The sequence below is a fragment of the Paenibacillus sp. FSL M7-1414 genome (assembly GCF_038003195.1).
In the GTDB taxonomy this organism is placed as follows: Bacteria; Bacillota; Bacilli; order Paenibacillales; family Paenibacillaceae; genus Paenibacillus; species Paenibacillus amylolyticus.
In genome coordinates, this window is sequence record NZ_JBBOOS010000001.1 from 2,849,809 (window position 1) to 2,871,636 (window position 21,828).

2 protein-coding genes are annotated in these 21,828 nt (G+C 50.0%); both read left to right on the forward strand.

Annotated features, from left to right (window positions below):
• Positions 1-9: 9 nt before the first annotated feature.
• Entirely contained in the window at positions 10-11,730 is an 11,721-nt protein-coding gene (locus MHH92_RS12910; RefSeq protein ID WP_340904085.1) for an SDR family NAD(P)-dependent oxidoreductase, read from the forward strand.
• Entirely contained in the window at positions 11,711-21,733 is a 10,023-nt protein-coding gene (locus MHH92_RS12915) for an SDR family NAD(P)-dependent oxidoreductase (RefSeq protein ID WP_340904087.1), read from the forward strand. Before MHH92_RS12910 ends, MHH92_RS12915 begins: the two co-directional genes overlap by 20 nt.
• Positions 21,734-21,828: the final 95 nt, after the last annotated feature.

Sequence of the window (21,828 nt, forward strand, 5' to 3'; positions counted from 1 at the left end):
GAACTGTCGTTGATAGGAGGCATTCAGGAAACGTACGTGCAACGGTTAAGCCACAGCAACGCCATCGTTCAGGATCATCGTGTACACGGAATTTGTACGTTACCCGGGGTCACTCTACTGGATATGATCTATCGTTTGTCGGCTTTATATATAGAGACACACGCCATCGAATTGCGCCAGATTTTGTTTACAACGCCCATTGTGACATCAGAGCAATTTGATCGTGAAATCGCTGTGACGTTCTCACCTGTACCTTCAGAGATGCAGTGGAGGGTAACCATTACGAGCAACAAAGTGATGAATGGTATCATCGATCAGGACAGTGAAGAACAACATATGCAATGTACGATGTTTCTTGTTGATCCCGAGTTTAATCTACCCGTGATTAATGTTCAGGATCTGAAAACTCAATCCCGGGATCAGTGGAGCATGGATGAGGTTTATCAATTGGCGAGGCAGGTCAACATCGAACATGGGCCATTTATGCAAACTTCAGGGGTCGTCTACCAATATGAGAATCAGGAGCTTATGTGTCTGAATCTCAGTGATCAGGCCTCCGTTTACTCCGATGAATTTTATGCACATGCGGCTTTTTTGGATGGAGCAACGTTTGCAGGCTCTTCATTCCGTTTAAAGGCAAAGGCACAGGGAATGTATGACCATCAGACTCCCTATATTCCGTTTATGATCGATCGGTTTCGTATTTTTGGCCCGTTACCTGACACGATTGGTGTGCATTCGCTCGCCCGACCATTGACTGTAGACCATTCGGTCTCATCACCGGATCTGGTCTCCATGGATATTCGGATTGTCGACTCTGCTGGCAAGTCCTTGGTTGAATTTGAGCGTTTAACCGCCAAACGCATTCGTAATCCTCATTTGATACAGAAATGGGCTGATGTTCATCAGAATTTCAGTGGGGTAGAAGCGTCAGGATCAAAGGATGCATCTGTACCAGAGCTGGTCACACAGGTCAGCATTCAAGATTCATCTGTCAGCTTACATGATACATCTGAACTATCGAATCAGCGAAGAAGTGTTCCAGAAGGAAATATGAAGCAGGTTGCGGACTATTTAAAGGAAGAAATCGGCAAAGTGCTTGGGACATCTGAAGCGATTTTGGACACAGAGCTGGGATTTTATCAGATGGGACTGGATTCCTTGCAGCTTATCAACCTTTCAAGGACGCTGGAGAACAAAGTGAAGGAACAGCTTTACCCCACGCTGTTATTTGAGTATTCCAATATTCAGTCTCTTGCTGCATACCTGCACCAACATTGGCCTGAGGCATTTACTGAAAATCAGTATGCGGAGAACAAAGCTTCGGTCAGCAAGGCAAGTACCAGAACTTCGGAACTTAATCATGATCGGGGAAAGAGTGATCATTACTCATCGATCATGCTCGAACCCTTCTGGGAAGAAGTCACGCTGCATATGCGTAACACCTCAAACTCGGTGCGCAGCCACATTGTCTTTCTTTGCGAACAGGCAACTGGACATGATCAAATGATCAAGGAATGTTTTCCGCAATCAGAGGTTGTCACTCTAACCAGTGAACGTACCATGCCAAAATCATTTGAAGAAATGTGCGAGCAATGCATAGTCTGGCTTCAGAATTACATGCAGCAGTTTCCCAAAGCGGAGACCCATATTCAAGTGATTGGTCCGTCAGGAACGGGCAGTGACTTTGCAGGCGCCATGGGAGCACTGTTAAGAACAGCTCATGCAGAGAACCCCCATATGCATGGGCAGACAATTACGGTGGATGATATTCATACTGTTACAAAGACCCAATGGGCGGAGTGGTTGGATAAGGAGCGGTTAACACATTCCTCGGGAGTCATTGAAGTGTATTACACCGGAAAATCTCGTGTGCGAATGGTGAAAAAATACCGTGAAAAGCCGATTCCGATGCCGCAGAAAAGCCAGTATGTCGCAGAAGATGGAGTGTATCTAATTACAGGTGGATTAGGTGGATTAGGCTTGATGGTGGGTCGACATTTGGCTCAGCAAGGGAGGATTACATTGGCACTGGTGGGGCGTTCTTCTCTTGGCGAAAAAGAGTCCGATAAGATATCCGAGTTGAAGAGTCTGGGAGCGGATGTTCATTACTTTCAGGCAGATCTAAATCATAGCGAGCAGACGAGTCATGTTATCCAGCAGATCCGGACCAGTCTGGGAGTTATTCGGGGAATCGTACATTGTGCAGGAATTACCCGGGACCAATTCATTTTACAGAAAACAAAAGAGAATATTCCGAAAGTGCTAGGCCCTAAAGTGAGTGGACTTTGGTACCTGGATGAATATACTCGTGATGAACCACTGGACTTTTTTATTTTATTCTCTTCACTATCGGCTGTGCTCGGGAATATGGGACAAGCAGATTATGCTTGTGGAAACGCTTTTATGGATCGGTTTGCAGAGTGGCGCCAGCAGCAGGTTGTGGCAGGACACCGTTCAGGCAGAAGCATCTCGATCAATTGGCCCCTATGGGCAAATGGAGGCATGTCGATCGATCCAGTTTACGAGCAGCAGTTGGAAGCCAAAACGGGATTGGCTCCGCTGCCTCCAAACGAAGGAATGCAACTGTTCGATTCGCTTATGATGAATGGTTCAACGCAGACTGTTGTTATGTATGGTAAACCCTCGTTCATCCGAAGCTTTGCGCAAACGGTTATCCATGTGGAGGGGGCTTCCTCCGCAAAAGTTTCAAAAAATGATCATGAGGTTCCTCGAAAAGAAAAGCGGCCATCGGGAATGCATACAGAAGATATAGCCATTATTGGTGTGGCTGGCCGCTATCCGATGGCTCGGAATGTGAATGAGTTTGCTGCCAATCTGTTATCAGGCAAGGATTGCATTACAGGCTTTCCCATCGAACGTTGGGAACAGGGGCGGTTTTCGTATACGCCAGATTCATATTATCAGTTTGGGGGATTCATCGATAAGATTGATGAGTTCGATCCACTATTTTTTAATTTATCTCCCCGTCAGGCGGAGATGATGGACCCTCAGGCGAGGCTTTTTCTGGAGACGGCATGGGAGGCTTGTGAAGATGCGGGTTTTCGGGTTGAACGTAGTCAGCATCATGATGCTTCAACAGGTACCCGGAGTGTCGGTGTATTTGCCGGGGTATTCTGGAATCATTATGAGCTGTTTGCATCGGAACTGACAGATCGCGGTGTACCTACATCCTTGGGGGTCAGCGCAGCGTCCGTCGCAAACATGGTATCGTATTGCATGAATTTCCATGGTCCTTCTCTTGCGGTAGATACCATGTGTTCCTCCGCATTAACAGCCATTCATCTGGCCTGCGAAAGCATTCGAAATAAGGAATGTGAGTATGCTCTCGCAGGTGGAGTCAACGTCATTACGCATCCACATCGATATATGTTTTTGAAAGAGGCACAGCTGTTGTCATCCGATGGAAGATGTCACAGTTTTGGAGAGGGCGGAGACGGATATGTTCCGGGTGAGGGTGCCGGAACGGTATTGCTGACCAGTCTACGTCATGCCGAAGAGGAAGGTTATTCCATTTATGGTGTCATTAAAGGGTCTGCAATCAATCATGGAGGAAAAACATCGGGTCCAACCGTACCGGATTCAACGGCACAGTCGGAAGTCATTAAAGAGGCCTTCAAACGTTCAGGGGTTGATCCTCGAACGGTCAGTTATTTTGAGACACACGGGACAGGAACGTCTCTTGGAGATCCAATCGAGGTACAGGGACTGCACAAAGCGTTGGCGGACTGGTCACTGCCGGAACAGAGCTGTGCAATTGGTTCATTGAAATCCAATATCGGGCATTTGGAAGCAGCCGCGGGTGTAGCTGCGTTAACCAAGGTACTGTTACAGATGAAATACAACCGGATTTTTCCTTCCCTGCATGCAGAGCGTCTGAATCCGTATATTCCTTTTCAGCACACTCCCTTTTATGTGGAGAGGGAAGGAAGAGACTGGAGAAACGTAAAGGCAGATTGTAACATTCCAGAAACCGGACCTTTGCGAGCGGGTATTAGCTCCTTCGGAGCAAACGGCAGTAACGCTCATTTGGTTGTTGAGGAATATGCACCGACAGTAGTAAACTCCGGTTCCGATTTTGAGTCCGAGCTTCCGGTCATTGTCCCGCTATCTGCGAAAACTCAAACAAGTCTGCTTGATCATGTGCGCGACATGATGAGTTATCTCTCCACCGGGGAGGAACATCAAAATTCCACCGCCACACAGGGAGTCAAGCTATCCAACCTGGCATACACGCTGCAGGTGGGCAGAGAACATATGCGATATAGGGTTGCTTTTGTTGTCCGTTCTCTTGAGGAACTGCAAAAGAAATGTGCAGAGTACTTGCAAAGCAAGGACCAAGGCCTGCCGATTGGATCGTTGAACAGTCAGGTTGGTTATGAGGGGGAAGTCCAGCATCAAGAAGATGCGATCACAGAAATGTTTCAATCAGATGAAGACATTCGGACAGCGCTCCAAATATGGATGAACAAAAGAAAGATGGCTTCAATCGCTGAAGTATGGGCCAAAGGAATAACCATTGAATGGAAAAGCATGGTTCAGAAGGACAGCAAGCCCACTCGAATCAGTCTTCCTACCTATTCATTTCAAAGAGAGCGCTATTGGGTCCCCATGGTCCATGCAAAAGGGGAGAGCGGGACAGCAGGTTTCGGCAAAAAGGCTGCAGTTCTGCACTCCATGCTGCACCATAACCGCTCAGATCTGCTGCGAGGCCAGTGGTACAGCAGTCAGTTCAATGGCAAAGAGCTTTTCCTGAACGATCATGTGGTGCAAGGGCACAAGCTGCTTCCGGCTGTCGTTCAGCTGGAAATGGCCCAGGCAGCAGCAGCACACGCAGCGAACTGGCCTCCGCGCACGCACAGTCTGCTGGTGCGCCATGTAATGTGGAGCAGACCACTCGTCGTTGGGGAGGAGCCTGTGGAGGTTCATCTTGCGCTTGAAGCCGAGGCCGATGGGAGCCTGTCCTATGAAATATCGGCAGCGTCATCCATCGAGTCTGCCATCGAGTCTGGGGAAGCGGTGTATAGTCAGGGCCGTGTGAGCATCGGACGCCCCCTCGCAGAAGCCGTGCAAAGTCTGGATTTGCAGGCTGTACGCAGCCGTTGTACGCAGGGACAGGCCAGCGGGGAAGTCTGTTATGAAACGTTCCGGAAGCTGGGCTTGGAGTACGGTCCGTCCCATCAGGCGATTGTCGAACTACACTGGGGGGCGGACGAGGCCTTGGCGCAGTTGTGTCTGCCACACGCCTTCTTCGAAGGGCAAGCGGACACCGTACTGCATCCGGGTATGGTGGATGGGGCCTTGCAAGCGACCATCGCCCTATTGGCAGGAGATCAGATCGCGGCAGCGTTGAGGTCCACAGCTCTGGGGGGTAAAGTAAGCCTGGAGGGCGCGACCCTTGGGAGCACAGAAGAACGGTATGGAAACCAGCCGGCTTCCGCTCCGTTGCCATTTGCGCTGGAGGAGGCGGAAGTGATGGCTCCTTGCCAAGCGCAAATGTGGGTGGTAGTGCGTGTTCGCCCCGACCCAGCGGCATCTTCCGCTGCGGAGGTGAGGGTCCGCAAACTGGATCTGGAACTGTGCGATTCAGAGGGACAGGTTTGCATACGGCTGCGGGGGATCACCTCGCGTGTGCCGGACAGCCGGGGCCGGGAAGGCGTGCTGCTGGTGCAGCCCGAGTGGCAGGAACTGCCGCAGCGCTCTCTAACGCCTGCGGTTCCGTCGGTCGAACCCGCGGTGCTGCTATGTGATTGGGCCCCGCAAGATTTCGCGGATGCGGAGGTGTCCTGGGAGCAGATGACGTTAACGGGGTCGTTGGAGGCGCGGTACGGACAGGCTGTTGAGGCCATCCTGCATCACGTGCAGCAGCAACTTTCAAAACTTCAAAGCGGCCAAATGGCCTTGCAGATTGTCGTGGCGGGAGATGAAGAAGGAAGACGGTTCGCTGGCCTGAGCGGCCTGCTGCGGACGGTGCGGCTGGAGTATCCGGGCAGTCTGGCACAGCTGGTCGAAGTCCAGCCAGAGACATCTGCCGCAATGTTGACCGAGCAGTTGCACCAGTGTGCGCTCCATGCGGAGGAAACTCATCTGCGTTGGGAAGCAGGTGAGCTGAAGCGAACGGGCTGGCAGGCGCTCAACGTGGATATGGATGAGAATGTGGATATGGATGAAAATTGGATTCGAAATGTACATGCGGAAACGGAGATGAAGCCGAAGAGCGGGGTTCCGCTGTTGTCTCCCTGGAGGGACGAAGGCGTGTACGTCATTACAGGTGGAGCCGGTGGACTGGGGCGGATCTGGGCCCGGGAAATTGCAGCTCGAACAGAAGGCAGTACGCTCATTTTGACCGGCCGATCTCCGGCGATGCCAGAGACGGTACAGCGAGAGATGGCGCAGCTTCTTGCTCGGGTGCTTTATGAAACGGTGGACGTCACCAACAGAGAGGCGGTCGATGCACTGTTTCGGCGTCTTCGTCAGCAATACGGTCGGGTGAACGGGGTGCTGCATTGTGCCGGAGAGATCCGGGACAGTCTAATTCGGTACAAAACGGAACCCGACTGGCAGGCGGTGCTGGCCCCGAAAGTAAATGGCACACGGAACCTGGAAGAAGCGATCGGGACAGGGGCGCTGGATGTACTGCTGCTGTTCTCCTCCGGTGCAGCGGTGACGGGGAATGCAGGGCAGGGCGATTATGCCGCCGCGAATGGGTATATGGATGCGTATGCGGTGAGCCGAAATGCGCGGATGAAACGCGGGGAGTGTCAGGGTCGAACCTTGTCCATTAACTGGCCGCTGTGGGAAGAAGGCGGGATGCAGCTGGAGGAAGAGGGGAAGGCGCGTCTGTGGAACCAGCATGGACTAAGACCGCTGGGAACCGCGTCGGGTGTGAAGGCGCTGTATCAGGCCTGGGCGAGTGGAAGCAGTCAGGTGGCGGTTGCGGAAGGCAATCTGTTGGCGCTGCGCAGAAGCCTGCTGGAGCCGATAGATTCGTGGTCAACTGAACCGATGAAGTCAGCAAACACTAACGTAAACACTAACGCTAACGGGCATGGACCTTCCCCGGAATCGTTATCAACCGAGCTTGGAGCGCCCCTGGCGGGAGGCATGGCCCAACAGGAAGCTGTAGCTGTGCTCACGTTGGAAGTGGCCGCTTTGTTGAACGTAGGGGAGCAGGAGATTGATCCGGACATGGACTGGAGCGAATATGGTTTGGACCCGGTGCAATGGAGCGAGCTTTCCCGCAGACTGCTGACCCGGCATGGATGGGACATTTCCGCAAGGACACTGTTGGAACAAATGAACCTCCACGCAACCGCTGAGCAGTTCGTGGGTCAATTAAACCTTGCCAAGAGTTCAAAAGCAGATATACCTGCGAGTATTGAGGATACGGAAGAATTCACCGAACTTGAAGGCAATCGTGAGGATAGAACGATCCTTTGGTTAATTGAAAAATTGGCACCCGTGATTGGCTTGCCAGAATCAAGGATTGAGCCGGATGCCCCACTGGAGCAATATGGTATCGATTCGCTGCTCATTATGAAGATGACGGACGTACTGGAGAATGAATTGGGTTCCCTTTCCAAAACGCTATTCTTTGAATATCAGACCCTGAGGGAACTATGTCATTACTTTATGAACATGCATCAGGTGCGTTTGGATAAGCTGCTTCAACAACAAGGGATGAAACCAGCCGGAACGTCGCAGAAGAATGCGTTAGCGAATGTACAGAATGTGTCGGACTCTCGAACGCACGCACCAACGCACACCATGATGTTGAAGCGAAAGCTGCTGACAGGAACCCAATTTGAAGCCAAAGCCGAACCTATTTTGAAAAAAACGGATCTGGACCTGTCCATTCATATGGACTCACCCTCTGGTGGTGGAAAAGACTCGAATAATGAGCATCAGGATATTGCGATTATTGGAATGGCGGGCAGATATCCAGGTGCCCGTAATACCGGGGAATTCTGGCATAACCTGCGAAATGGTGTGGACAGTATTACCGAGATTCCATCGGAACGTTGGGATCACGGGCAGGTGTATAACCCAGAGCCAGGAATTCCAGGCAAAACCTATGGCCGCTGGGGTGGTTTTTTGGATGGTGTAGATGAGTTTGACCCGTTGTTTTTCAAGGTATCTCCTCGTGAAGCCGAAACAATGGATCCCCAAGAACGACTTTTTTTGCAGTGTGTATATGAAACACTGGAAGATTCGGGATACACAAGACAAAGCTTGAGCACGGAGAAAGTGGGCGTTTATGTAGGTGTGATGTATGAGGAGTATCAGCTCTATGGGTCCCAGAGTTCCATGGCATTCAACGGTAATCCGTCTTCCATTGCCAATCGGATTTCGTATTTCTGTAATTTTCGCGGACCAAGCATGGCCGTGGATACAATGTGTTCGTCGTCATTAACATCCATTCATTTGGCCTGTCAAAGCCTGAGACAAAACGAGTGCCAGGTAGCTGTAGCTGGCGGTGTGAATGTGTCAGTCCATCCCAACAAATATATTCTTTTGTCCCAAGGGAAATTTCTGTCTAGCAAAGGACGGTGTGAGAGCTTTGGCCAAGGTGGGGACGGCTATGTTCCGGGTGAAGGTGTCGGCGCAGTTCTGTTGAAACCGTTGGCGAGAGCCATAGCGGATGGGGACCGGATTTACGGTGTGATCAAAGGATCAGCGCTGAATCACGGAGGCAAAACCAATGGATATACCGTCCCGAATCCCAACGCACAGGCTGAGGTTATCGGTGACGCCCTGCATGAAGCAGGTATCGATCCGCGAACGATCAGTTACGTGGAGGCGCATGGAACAGGAACTTCGCTCGGGGACCCCATTGAAGTGACGGGTTTAACAAAAGCATTTCAGCAGACGGTCCAATCCAACTTCAAGTGTGCTATCGGTTCGGCCAAATCCAACATTGGTCACTGCGAAAGCGCAGCAGGTATTGCTGCAGTAACAAAAGTGTTGCTGCAGCTGCAGCATGGGGAACTCGCGCCATCCTTGCACGCGGAAGAGACCAATCCAAACATTGATTTTACCCAGAGTCCATTTTTGGTTCAGAAGTTGCTCGAACCATGGAAGCGTCCGGAAATAGACGGAGTGCAGATCCCAAGACGTGCAGGCGTATCTTCATTTGGAGCTGGGGGTGCCAATGCACATATCATCATTGAAGAGTATACCCCGACAGGTATGTATCCGGAACAGCTAACAGTTGGCGAAGATCACCCTAAATCTCCTGTTATCGTTGTGCTGTCGGCAAGAAATCAGGAACGACTCTTGGCAAAGGCCAAAGACTTGCTTGAGGTGTTATGTACCGGAATATATGAGGATTCGGATATGAGGAGCCTGTCCTATACGTTGCAGGTTGGGCGTGAGGCGATGGAAGAACGTCTGGGATTGCTGGCGGTGTCCATAGATGAACTGATCGAGAAACTCAAAGAGTATATAGACCCGGCAAACGATATGGAAACACAAGCTTCCCAGAATTTGTTCTATACCGGTCATGTGAAAAAGGGTAAGGAGATGCTTTCCATCCTTAGTCGGGATGAGGACATGGAAGAAATGGTGAATCGGTGGATTCAGAGGGGCCAGCATGAGAAATTATTGGAATTATGGGTACAGGGTCTGAACCTGGACTGGAATATATTATATGTTGCTGAGGGTAAACCCCAACGGATCGGTCTCCCAACCTATCCTTTTGCAAGAGAAAGGTACTGGATTCCGCAGCAAGTTCAGGCCAACATGATAAGTGAATCAAAGGTTGAGGAGGAAACTTCCCCTGCGGAGTCATCAAAGCCATCGGACCATAATCTTATCCTGACCCCAATATGGGAAGTAGTCGAAAAGACTGAAAAGTCCGAATTCAATCCTGGAAATAAACGATGGCTGGTGATTGGAGGTACAACGGAGCAATGGGAGATGGTTCATCAGATCCATGCAAAATCAATCCGTATGGATGCGGAAACTGCTGTAGATCCCGTCAGTCTGATGAATGCCTTGAAAAAGGTTGATTCTATTGATCATATCATTTGGTTATCCAATCATATGTCTCTCCCACCGAAGTCGCTGAATCATTTTATTACGGCACAGAATACGGGTGTGAAAAATGTGTTCCGAATCATTAAAGCCATGATTGAGATGGGTTATGGTTCTCGCCCTTTAGAATGGTCGTTCTTAACTTGTCAGACACAATCCGTCTGGTCAAGCGATCCGGTTCATCCTGTGGATGCCGGAGTTCACGGTCTTGCCAGCTCGATGGCGCAGGAGTTTTCACAGTGGTGTGTGCGTCTCGTCGATCTGCAAGCCGGTAACATCAATGCACATTCCATTCGTACAGCGTTGTCTCTGGAACCGCAAGGTCTTGGGGATCTCCAGGTTCATCGAAATGACCGCTGGTATGGTCAGGAACTTGTTCGCTTGGAGAGCAATGCTCCTCATGACAACAACAATTATCGTCATGGCGGAATCTATGTTGTTATTGGTGGAGCTGGTGGTATCGGGGAAGTATGGAGCGAATATATGATCCGGACCTATCAGGCGAGAGTGATATGGATCGGGAGAAGTGAATACAACGACGAGATACGGCATAAGCAGAATCGTTTGTCAGCTCTGGGGGCTGCTCCCGAATATATTTCGGCCAATGCAGCCAATGAAGAGGATTTAATGGGTGCGTATATAACGATCAAGAGCCGGTTCAAGACCATAAACGGAATTGTACATTCAGCAATTGTTTTGCAAGATGGCAGTTTGGAACAGATGACAGAGGAACAATTTCAACATGTATTTACCGCCAAACTGGATGTAAGTGTTGTGATGGCGAACATATTTGCGAAAGAAAATCTGGACTTTGTACTCTTTTTCTCATCCATGAACTCTTTTACCAGACGACCAGGCCAGAGCAATTACTCAGCGGGTTGTATGTTTAAAGATTCGTTTGCGCATTGGTTGCGACAATCCTGGACGTGCCCGGTCAAAATTATGAACTGGGGTTTCTGGGGGAATATAGGCCGTGTTGCTTCATTGGAATACAGGGAACGCATGAACCAGATGGGGGTAGGTTCAATTGAGGCGCCTGAAGCGATGGAAGCCTTGGAGATGCTCATGAGCCTGGAGCTTTCACAGGCTGCCTTGTTAAAAACCAAAACATATCCGATCCCTGGAATCAATATGCAAAAGTCAGTACGGGTCTACATGTCGGATCACCCTATAAAGGAGAGCAGGCCAGAGACTCGCGGCATCACGCGCATCTCTCATCCAGAGCAAGATACAGGTCATTTACTCCAAAAGATGGAGCCCTTGCTTGCAAAGCTAATGTGGGTGCAGCTGCATACCTCCGGGTGGTTTGTGTCCGATGTTAGCTCTGGCACTTTGGCTGAATTAACACAAAATTTGTCGGATACCTACGCGCATTGGATCAGAGGAAGTTTGACCGCGTTAGTCCGTTACGGCTATCTGATGAAAACCGATTTTGGATACATGGTATGCAATAACGACGCGCCGAATGCCGAAACGGCTTGGCAGGAATGGGAGCATAACAAACCCGGCTGGATCAAACACCACGGCGCGGAATCACAAATCAGATTGGTTGAAACGATGCTGAAGGCGCTGCCAGATATTCTCGGCGGAAAATGCCTGGCAACCGAGATTATGTTTCCTGATTCCTCTATGGAATTGGTCGGGGGATATACACGTGAAAATAAACCGTTATAACGAAGTGCTTGCTGAAACAGCAGCACATTATGTGCAGCATAACATCCAGCTGGACAGATCTGCTCTCCGCATGATGGAGATTGGGGCGGGAACCGGAGGAACAAGCGCAGCCGTTTTGCACAGACTGAAACCGATGGAACAACATATTCAAGAGTATGCATATACGGATGTATCCCAAGCATTCCTTTTGCATGGTGAACAAAAGTATGGAGCAGGCAGGCCATTCATGAATTATCGTATGTTTGATGTCCGTTATGCTCCCTCTGCCCAACAGATAGACACCGGTGCCTATGATGTGGTCATCGCAGCCAATGTGCTGCACGCAACTCCCGATTTGCGGACAACACTGCGTAATGTGAAGGCTCTGCTAAAACAAGGCGGAATGCTGTTAATTAACGAGATTAGCAGCAATTCCCTTTTCACTCACCTTACCTTTGGTTTGTTGGATGGGTGGTGGCTGTATGAGGACCCCGAGCTTCGTCTAACCGATTCTCCCGGAGTAGCACCTCATGTATGGGAACAACTGTTACTGGAAGCGGGTTTTCAATCTATCGAATTTCCTGCACAAGATTGGCACGAGGAAGGGCAGCAGGTCATTGTGGCATACAGTGACGGCATAGTCAGGCAGATCGACTCGGAAGTTACTCCAGTTGGATCTTCCAATCAGGTGCGGTCTGAATTACAGTCCAATGATTCGTTCTCTCCAGAAAGCTGTCCTGAACTGCAAGAAAAGAAGCCGAGCAAGTCATCCCTTGGTTTGGAGAGCACTTCAGCAACCACATTGAAAGCACATGTAAGAGAGATCGTTACAGACATGCTGTCTGCTTCGCTTAAAGTGAACACCACCATGATTGATTCAGAGGAACCCTTCTCCGAATATGGTGTGGACTCCATTACAGGCGTGCGGCTTATTCAGTCGATCAACGAGGCGTTATCCATATCTTTGCAGGTATCCAGCCTGTTTGATTATAGCTCCATTGAATTGTTATCCAACCATATCGTTGAAAAGTATAGGGACGGACTTGTGCAGACCATCGAAAAGACTTCCAAATCTGTAGATCCGGTGGAGTTGAGCTCTGAAGCTGCTGCCCCGCATGCATACAAAACAGAAGGTTCATCCGAACACAGTCATGACCAGCATTCTGCGTTGCCAGAGTCTTATAGTCCTTTAAAGGTGGAGCGGGGAGATATCGCTATTGTTGGGATGAGTGGCCGATTTCCGCAATCAGATGATATTCATTCCTTATGGGGGAATTTGACCGCAGGAAAAGATATGGTCGGGAGAGCTACACGTTGGGATCTATCATCTTATTTTGAAAAAGATATTCCCTATTGCAGCCATGGTGGGTTTTTGGAAAACATAGATGAATTTGATCCTCAATTTTTTAACATCTCTGGCACGGAAGCTGCTCATATGGACCCGCATCAGCGAATTTTTCTTGAGGAATGCTGGAGTTCTCTGGAAGATGCTGGATATGCAGGACAGGCAGTTGCCGGACTGAAGTGTGGTGTATACGCGGGATTTAATGAGCTTGATTACCGGACACTGCTTGGAACGAATCCTGTTCCGCAGGCATTCTGGGGTAACTCGAGTTCAGTCATTCCTGCTCGAATCGCATATTATCTGAATTTGCAGGGCCCTGCCATTGCTGTGGATACGGCATGTTCAAGCTCACTCGTATCGGTTCATCTGGCTTGTCAGGGATTATGGTCTGGAGAGACGGAAATGGCGCTTGCCGGAGGGGTTTTTATACAGTCCACCCCAGGTTTTTTCATTGCATCCAACCGGGCCGGCATGCTCTCAACGACAGGCAGATGTCATACGTTTGACCAGCGGGCAGACGGATTTGTGCCTGGAGAAGGTGCGGGAGTTGTAGTTCTGAAGCGTTTGAGTGATGCTCTGCGTGACAGGGACAACATCCATGGGGTTATTCGCGGTACAGCCATTAACCAGGATGGAGCCTCGAACGGGCTCACCGCGCCGAGTGCGAAGTCTCAGGAGCAGCTCATGTGTGAGGTTTACAATCGTTTTGGCATCCATCCTGGAAATATTCAGCTGGTTGAAGCCCATGGAACCGGAACTAAATTGGGAGACCCCATTGAATACAGCGCACTTGTAAAAGCATTCCGCGCGTACACCGAAGAGGAAAACTATTGTGCCCTCGGTTCAATCAAAACCAACATTGGGCATACAGCCGCAGCTGCGGGTGTGGCAGGACTGATCAAAATTTTGCTTTCGTTAAAACATGCACAAATTCCAGCTTCTCTTCATTTTCAGGAAGGCAATGAACACATTGCGTTTGAAAACAGTCCTTTTTACATCAATACAGAAACAACCGACTGGACCACACCGCCTGGTGTTAAAAGGATGGCCGCAATCAGCGCTTTTGGCTTCAGTGGAACGAATGCACATATGGTCATTGAACAAGCGCCTGTCAAGGAAAGTCAGAAGGTCAATCGCCCCGGGAACCTGATAGTTTTATCCGCCCAGTCCCAGGAACAATTGCGAATTCAAGTCAAGCAACTGGTTAGCTTCTGCAAAGGCAAAGAACAATCCGATGTGAGCTGCTGGGATATGAGTTATACCTTGCTTATGGGACGAAAACATATGAACTCCCGATTGAGCTGTGTGGTCCGTAATGAGCAAGAGTTGATCAGAATATTGGAGAAATGGCTTGAAAAGGGAGCTGCGGCAGAAGTTCAGGTGGTGGAACTGTCACATACACTGCACCCACAGTCTTCATTAATGCGTTATGGAAATGAGTGTTTGCGGCATTGTTCGGAATCAACGGATTCGGCTGAATTTACGGAAAAATTAGCAGCTGCCGCAAGTTTATATATGCAGGGATATGATCTTGATTTTGAATTGTTGTTTGGGCACGAACCCGCAGGACGAATCTCGCTGCCCGTTTATCCGTTTGTCAAAGAAAAGTACTGGATTGATGGTGGTTATGCATCAACACACGGTCGTGCGACCCGTCAGCATGCTGACCAGAGCAGAGAGGATTCAAACCAGTTGCTTCATCCATTGCTGCATCGTAATACCTCGAATTTGGCCGCTCTCCAATTCAGTTCCACCTTTGATGGCGGGGAGTTTTTCCTGAAGGATCATGTCGTGCAAGGGGAAAGTGTATTTCCGGGTGCAGCCTATCTGGAGATGGCTCGTGCTGCAGTGGAAATGGCTCATACGCATGATGAACGAGAACAGACATGGGTAAGTCTGAGCCATATCGGCTGGTATGATCCACTACAGGTGAACAATGAGCCTGTTCAAGTTGACGTCTTGCTTCATCCGCTTGAACGGGGAGCAATCGAGTTTCGGATACAGAGTCAAGGTGCGAAAGAGACTGTTGTTCACTGTCTTGGGCAAGCGGCCATGATGCAGCCTTGGGAAGCTGAACAGACAGATCTGACACAGATCAGAACACAATGCACCGAAGGGTTTTATACAAGTGAGGGTTGTTACAACCAGTTTAAACAAATGGGTCTGCAATACGGGGATTATTATCAGGGAATAGAAGAGTTATACATCGGGACAAATCAGGTGCTTGCCAAACTAAGCCTTGCAGAAGAGTGGACCCATGAATATGGCGGAGGCAAGCTTCACCCTGGTCTTACAGACAGTGCCTTACAAGCATCCATTGGACTTCTGTTGGCAGCAGCAGGAGGTTCGCCTGGTATAACGCCGGTTCCGTTTGCCTTGGAGCAAGTGCAGATATCGGGAAACAGCACATCATTAATGTGGTCGCATGTTCGCGCCTGTACTCCGAATGACTCTCTAGTTGAAACGAAAAAGGTTGATATTGATGGATATGACGATAAGGAACAGCTTGTTCTTCGAATCAAGGGGCTGACGTTTCGTGAGCTTCCCGGACAGGTAGAGCTTGGGGCTGAAGGGACTTTGCTCGCTGAACCCTATTGGAAAGTGGCACCTGCTGACACATTTGACCGAGGTGTTTCCGGGAATGAGACCATAACCGTGGACAATCATGTGGTGCTTTTATTCGAAGACAGCAATCACAGTTATCCGGAAATTGAGCAATATTTACAGCGTTTTTCCATTCAAAGTGTACGTATTCCATCAACGGATTTCAGCCAGTCATGGGACGAATTATTCACCAAAGGCGCATTGCGGGTGCTCGAAGAGATCCAGCTGCTGATGCGGGTAGTGTCCCAAGTTAACAATGAAAGATGGCTCCAAATTGTCATTCCTGGCGAGTTGTCGTTGTATCAGGGAATTGCCGCTATGTTAAGAACGGCCGAACTGGAGAATCCATCCTTTCATGGTCAGGTTATTGAGGTCATGAATGAGCCGGAATCGGAGATGCTGGCGAACATGCTCTTCGATAATCGCGCTTACCCGGAACATGGGTTAATCCGTTATAAGAGTACACCAGGGTCATCAGGTATTGGGCTTCGTCATGTTCAGGATTGGAAAATGATTGAATATGATCCGTTTGAAAGCTCATTCGACATACCATGGAAATCGGAAGGGGTATACGTAATTACCGGGGGAGCAGGTGCTCTCGGCATCATCATGGCTGAAGAAATAGCGCGTCATGCACCTTCCTGTACCATTGTTGCTGTAGGGAGAACATCCTCCTCAACGATTCGGCAACCGTTTGATGCTCTGCGTGAGGAAGGAATCAACCTCGTCTACAGACAGGGGGATATTTCGGATTGGCAGACCGTGCAAGATTTGGTGAGTTCATTGAAGTTGGAGTTTGGTGAACTGAATGGGATTATTCATTGTGCCGGAATCATACATGATCACCCCATTTTTGCTAAAAGAGAGGACGATCTTCGGAACGTTTTTGCACCAAAAGTGTCCGGTATTGTTCATTTGGATGAAGCAACTCGGGAGGACAAATTGGATCTGTTCATCGTTTGCTCGGCTGTTGCCGCAATGTTTGGCAATCCCGGACAAGCCGACTATGCGGCAGCCAACGCTTTTATGGATTCTTTTGCTTCTGTGCGGCACCAGCGAGTGCAGAAGGGTGAGCGTTCTGGACGGACGATCTCCATAAACTGGCCGCTGTGGACTGAAGGTGGCATGACAATATCTGAATCCGTCCAGCAAAGGATGTTCTATCGTTACGGTATGGCGGCCATGGAAACGGTTGGCGGCATACAGGCTTTCTATCGGGCTTTGGCAACAGGGGCCGGACAGATTGCTGTTTTGTCGGGTAATGTGACCCGGATCAGGGAGCTTCTACATTCCAAAAACCAACAGGGGTCCCTGGTTTCCAATAGTGAAACCAAAGGACTGGCATCCAATAATAAAATAAATTCACCTGTCGGGGAATCAAACCGATCACAGGCAGCTGACAAACCGAAACGGACAGTTCAATTTCTGATCCAAACCCTTGCCAAAGTTATTGGACTGCCCGAATCCCGTATTCAAGCCAGCGCACCCCTGGAGCAGTATGGAATCGATTCAATCCTGATCATGCAGATGACGAACAAACTGGAGATTTTGTTCGGACCTCTGCCCAAAACGTTATTTTTTGAGTACCAGACGATCGGAGATTTGAGCAGTTACTTTCTACAGGAGCAAGGCGAAAAACTGGACAGGTTGCTAAGGGAGGTAGATCCCCATATAGCCTCAGATGCAGCATCGATACCTTTGGAAGATAAACATGTCAAAGCACAGCAGCCTGTACTGCAACCTGCCTTTTCGGTCCCAGGAGAGGCTCGGTCGCCTTATCTGGCTATTGGACAGACCCAAACGATTGTCCCACGGATGAATGAATCACAGACTAAGGTCTCCAGACAGGACACACCTGTCGATACGCAGCAGGACATCGCCATTATTGGTGTGGCGGGAAGGTATCCGGGAGCGCGGAATATCCATGAGTTTTGGGAGAATCTGCGCAGTGGAACGGACAGTATCACCGAAATCCCGCCAGAACGCTGGGATCAGGAGCAGGTGTATGATCCGGCGCCGGGTACGCCGGGCAAGACTTATGGACGCTGGGGCGGATTTCTGGACGGTGTGGACGAATTCGATCCGTTGTTCTTCCAGATCTCTCCCCGGGAAGCCGAGATGATGGACCCGCAGGAACGATTGTTCATGCAGTGTGTGTACGAGACACTGGAGGATGCGGGGTATACGCGGGAGCGTTTGGCTGCCGACATTGTAGGTGTGTACGTGGGTGTGATGTATGAGGAATACCAGCTGTACGGGGCTGAGTCCTCGATTGCGCTCTCCGGTAATCCGGCGTCCATCGCCAACCGGGTGTCGTATTTCTGTAATTTCCGCGGACCGAGTCTGGCAGTGGATACGATGTGTTCGTCTTCGCTGACCTCCATTCATCTGGCGTGCCAGAGTTTAAGACAGAATGAGTGTCAGGTTGCAGTCGCAGGCGGGGTGAATGTGTCGGTTCACCCGAACAAATATATCATGTTGTCTCAAGGACGATTCCTGTCCAGCAAAGGCCGCTGTGAGAGCTTTGGTGAAGGGGGCGATGGGTATGTGCCGGGTGAAGGCGTCGGCGCGGTCCTGTTAAAACCGCTTGCACGAGCCGTTGCAGACGGGGACCGGATTTACGGCGTGATCAAAGGGTCGGCCTTGAATCACGGTGGAAAAACGAACGGATATACCGTGCCGAATCCCAACGCTCAAGCGGACGTCATCGGCCGGGCCTTGCGTGAGGCGGGAGTTGACCCGCGGACGATCAGTTATGTGGAAGCCCATGGCACGGGTACGTCGCTCGGTGACCCCATCGAGATTGCGGGGTTGAGTAAAGCTTTTCAGCAAGAGCCATCGGAAGAAGCCTACTGTGCAATTGGCTCAGCGAAATCCAATATCGGACATGCGGAGAGCGCAGCAGGCATCGCGGGAGTCACCAAGGTGCTGCTGCAATTGCAGCATGGGGAGCTGGCGCCGTCCCTGCATGTGCAGCAGACGAACCCGCATATTGACTTTAGTCAAACCCCATTCACGGTCCAGCGGGAGCTAGACATTTGGGCACGACCAAGGGTGGACGGTCAGATCGTACCGCGACGGGCGGGAATTTCCTCGTTTGGTGCAGGTGGAGCGAATGCTCATCTCATTTTGGAGGAATACCGGGAACCCGAACTGGCGCAAGAACAGGCGAACGAGCGAAACGAGCAAAACGAGAAAAGCGAGAAAAATGAGGTTCCCGGGATGGTTGTGCTGTCGGCGAGAAACGAGGAACGACTGGTCGTTCAGGCGCGTCAGCTGCGGGATGCACTTCGCATCGGGCAGAGCAGCTGGAGTGTAAGGGAGATCGCCTATACGCTGCAAACCGGACGTGAAGCGATGGAGGCTCGGTTGGGCGTGCTGGCGCAAACGGTGGACGAGCTACTCGCCAAGCTGGACAGCTATGTGGAACAGGCGGGTCAGACGGAACCGGTAGGCAAAGGAAGCCAGTACTATCAGGGTCATGTGAAGCAAGGGCAGGAGAATCCGGGCTGGTTAACAGATGAGGAAGACATGAAAGAGAATGTGAAACGCTGGCTGTCCCAGGGTCGTTATGAGCACATATTGGACGCGTGGACACGAGGGGCAGCGATCCGGTGGATGGAGCTATACGGGGAAAACAGACAGCAGCACCCGCGTCGAATCAGTCTGCCGGCGTATCCGTTTGCAGCTGAACGTTACTGGGTACCTGATCCCCCTGTCTCAAGAGAACAGAGGAGCAAAGTAATACAACATACAGGCGTACCTATTTTACATCCGCTTGTACATTGCAATACATCCAGCTTTGGCTTGCAACGATATGCCAGTACGTTTACGGGCGAGGAAACGATTTTGGCCCATCATCAGGTCCACGGAGAGAAATGGCTTCCCGGTACGGCCTATCTGGAAATGGCCAGAGCGGCGGTTCAGCAAGCAATTGGACTTTTCGACAATTCCTTGCAGGTACGGTGTATTCAGAAAGTCACATGGATGACACCTCTACAGGTTGATCAGCCGGTTGATGTTCTGATCGAACTTAAACAGCAGAATGATGAAATCGTAGGTTTTGAGATCTATAGCTTCACTCATGGATCTGAGCAACTCAAACGAACACATTGCAAGGGTTCCGTTCTGCTGGAGGGAATACAGGCATCCGTTCAACCAACCGGAAACAAACCTTGGCTGGTTGAGAAGGCAGAACGTGTCCTTGCAGGTAAGGAGTGTTATTCCTTGTTTGACGGATTGGGTCTATCCTACGGGTCCGCCTTTCAGGGACTTACACAGCTGTTCATCCAGGATCATCAGGTTTGGGCACAGTTGCGGTTGTCTCCGGCAGTCGGACATACAGAGCAATATGTAATGAATCCATATTTGCTTGATGCGGCGTTCCAGGCCTCCATGGGTCTTTTGCTGAAGCAACATGTGGAGGGGGGCCGAAGTCCTGATTCAGTGCCACTGCCGTTTACACTAGATCAGTTGGAACTCCTGTATCCTTGCACAGAAGAGATGTGGGTGCGTGTCCAACGGATGGATCACTCTTCTGGGGCAGAGGGGCTGATCAAGTTTCAGATTGAAATGTATAGTCCAGACGGAAAGTTATGCATTCGGATGACAGAATTGGCATGTAAAGCTCCCATAGCGGATAGGCTTCCTTTATTTCAAAATCCGTTGACGACCGGGGGGACACCTCCTGTTGGACATGTTCTGATGACACCCATATGGAGTGTATTTACGCCGGAGGAGATAGCGCTTCCGCTATCCGTTGGTAACAAGGTGCTCATCATTAGTGACAACGATACAAGTCATAAGCAAGCCCTGAAACTATATCCGGGCGCAATGCACATGTTGCCCCATAACAGCATACTCGGTTGGAAGGACAGCCTGTCGGAGTTTGCCATTCTGGATCATATCGTATGGCAGGCTCCGTCTCCCGGTAATGTTAGCATGACAGATGATTCGATTGTTGAGGGACAGGAGCAGGGGGTTCTTCAGCTGTTCATAATGATCAAGAGTCTACTAGAGCTTGGATACGGTAATCGAAGCTTGAGTTTGACCCTCATTACGACAAATGCGATCCCATCCTCTCCAATGGACGAAATTAATCCTACCCATGCAAGCATTCATGGTTTAAAATCTTTGTGCAAAGAATACTCCCGGTGGAGCATAAAACTGCTCGATCTGGAGCATGAGGTTGAATGGGCGGAGACCCAAATGCAAGAGCTTCCTTGGAATGCGCAAGGAAACGCCTATCTGTATAGGGATAACGAGTGGTTACGCCAGGAGTTGATCCCGGTAAATGTGCACAATGAACATGCAATCCAGGATGCTTATCGCCAAGAGGGAGTATATGTGGTCATTGGTGGGGCAGGTGGCATTGGACAAGTATGGAGCGAATACATGATCCGGCAGTACAATGCACGTATTATCTGGATCGGGCGCAGGGAACCTGATTCAATCATTCAACGTTGTATAGAACGTTTGGAGTCCCTGGGCAGTGCTCCCGAGTACATTGTGGCAGATGCGACAAATGGAGATTCCCTCCAGAAGGCCTATGAACAGATCAAGCGAAGACATCCCCATATTCATGGTGTAATTCATTCTGCGATTGTATTGCAGGATCAGAGTATCGCCAATATGGAGGAGGATCGTTTTCAGGCTGTCTTATCTGCAAAAGTCGCTGTAAGTGCACGCATGGCTCAGGTATTTGGACAGGATGACCTCGACTTCATGCTGTTTTTCTCATCCTTTAATTCGTTTACCAGGTCACCTGGGCAAAGCAATTATGCGGCTGGTTGCACCTTCAAGGATGCGTTTGCTCATCAGCTTGCGATGGAGCGTTCCTATGATGTCAAAGTCATCAATTGGGGTTATTGGGGAAGTGTGGGAAGTGTAGCCTCGGAAGAATACAACACACTTATGAGCAATGCCGGTATCGGTTCTATTGAAGTAGCTGAAGCCATGAAAGCACTGGAAATCCTTTTGACAGGATCACTGGATCAACTGGGGCTTGTCAGAACGACCAGACCTCTTTTTATGCAAGAGCTGAACTTGAACAAAGTTGCATCCCTGAATGTGTAATAGAACGATGTGTTGACAGGGTGCATGAACCGTTTTGCACGGTACGGGAGAGCAGCAGCACATAAATGTTTCCAATGAATGGGCATCTGCCACCA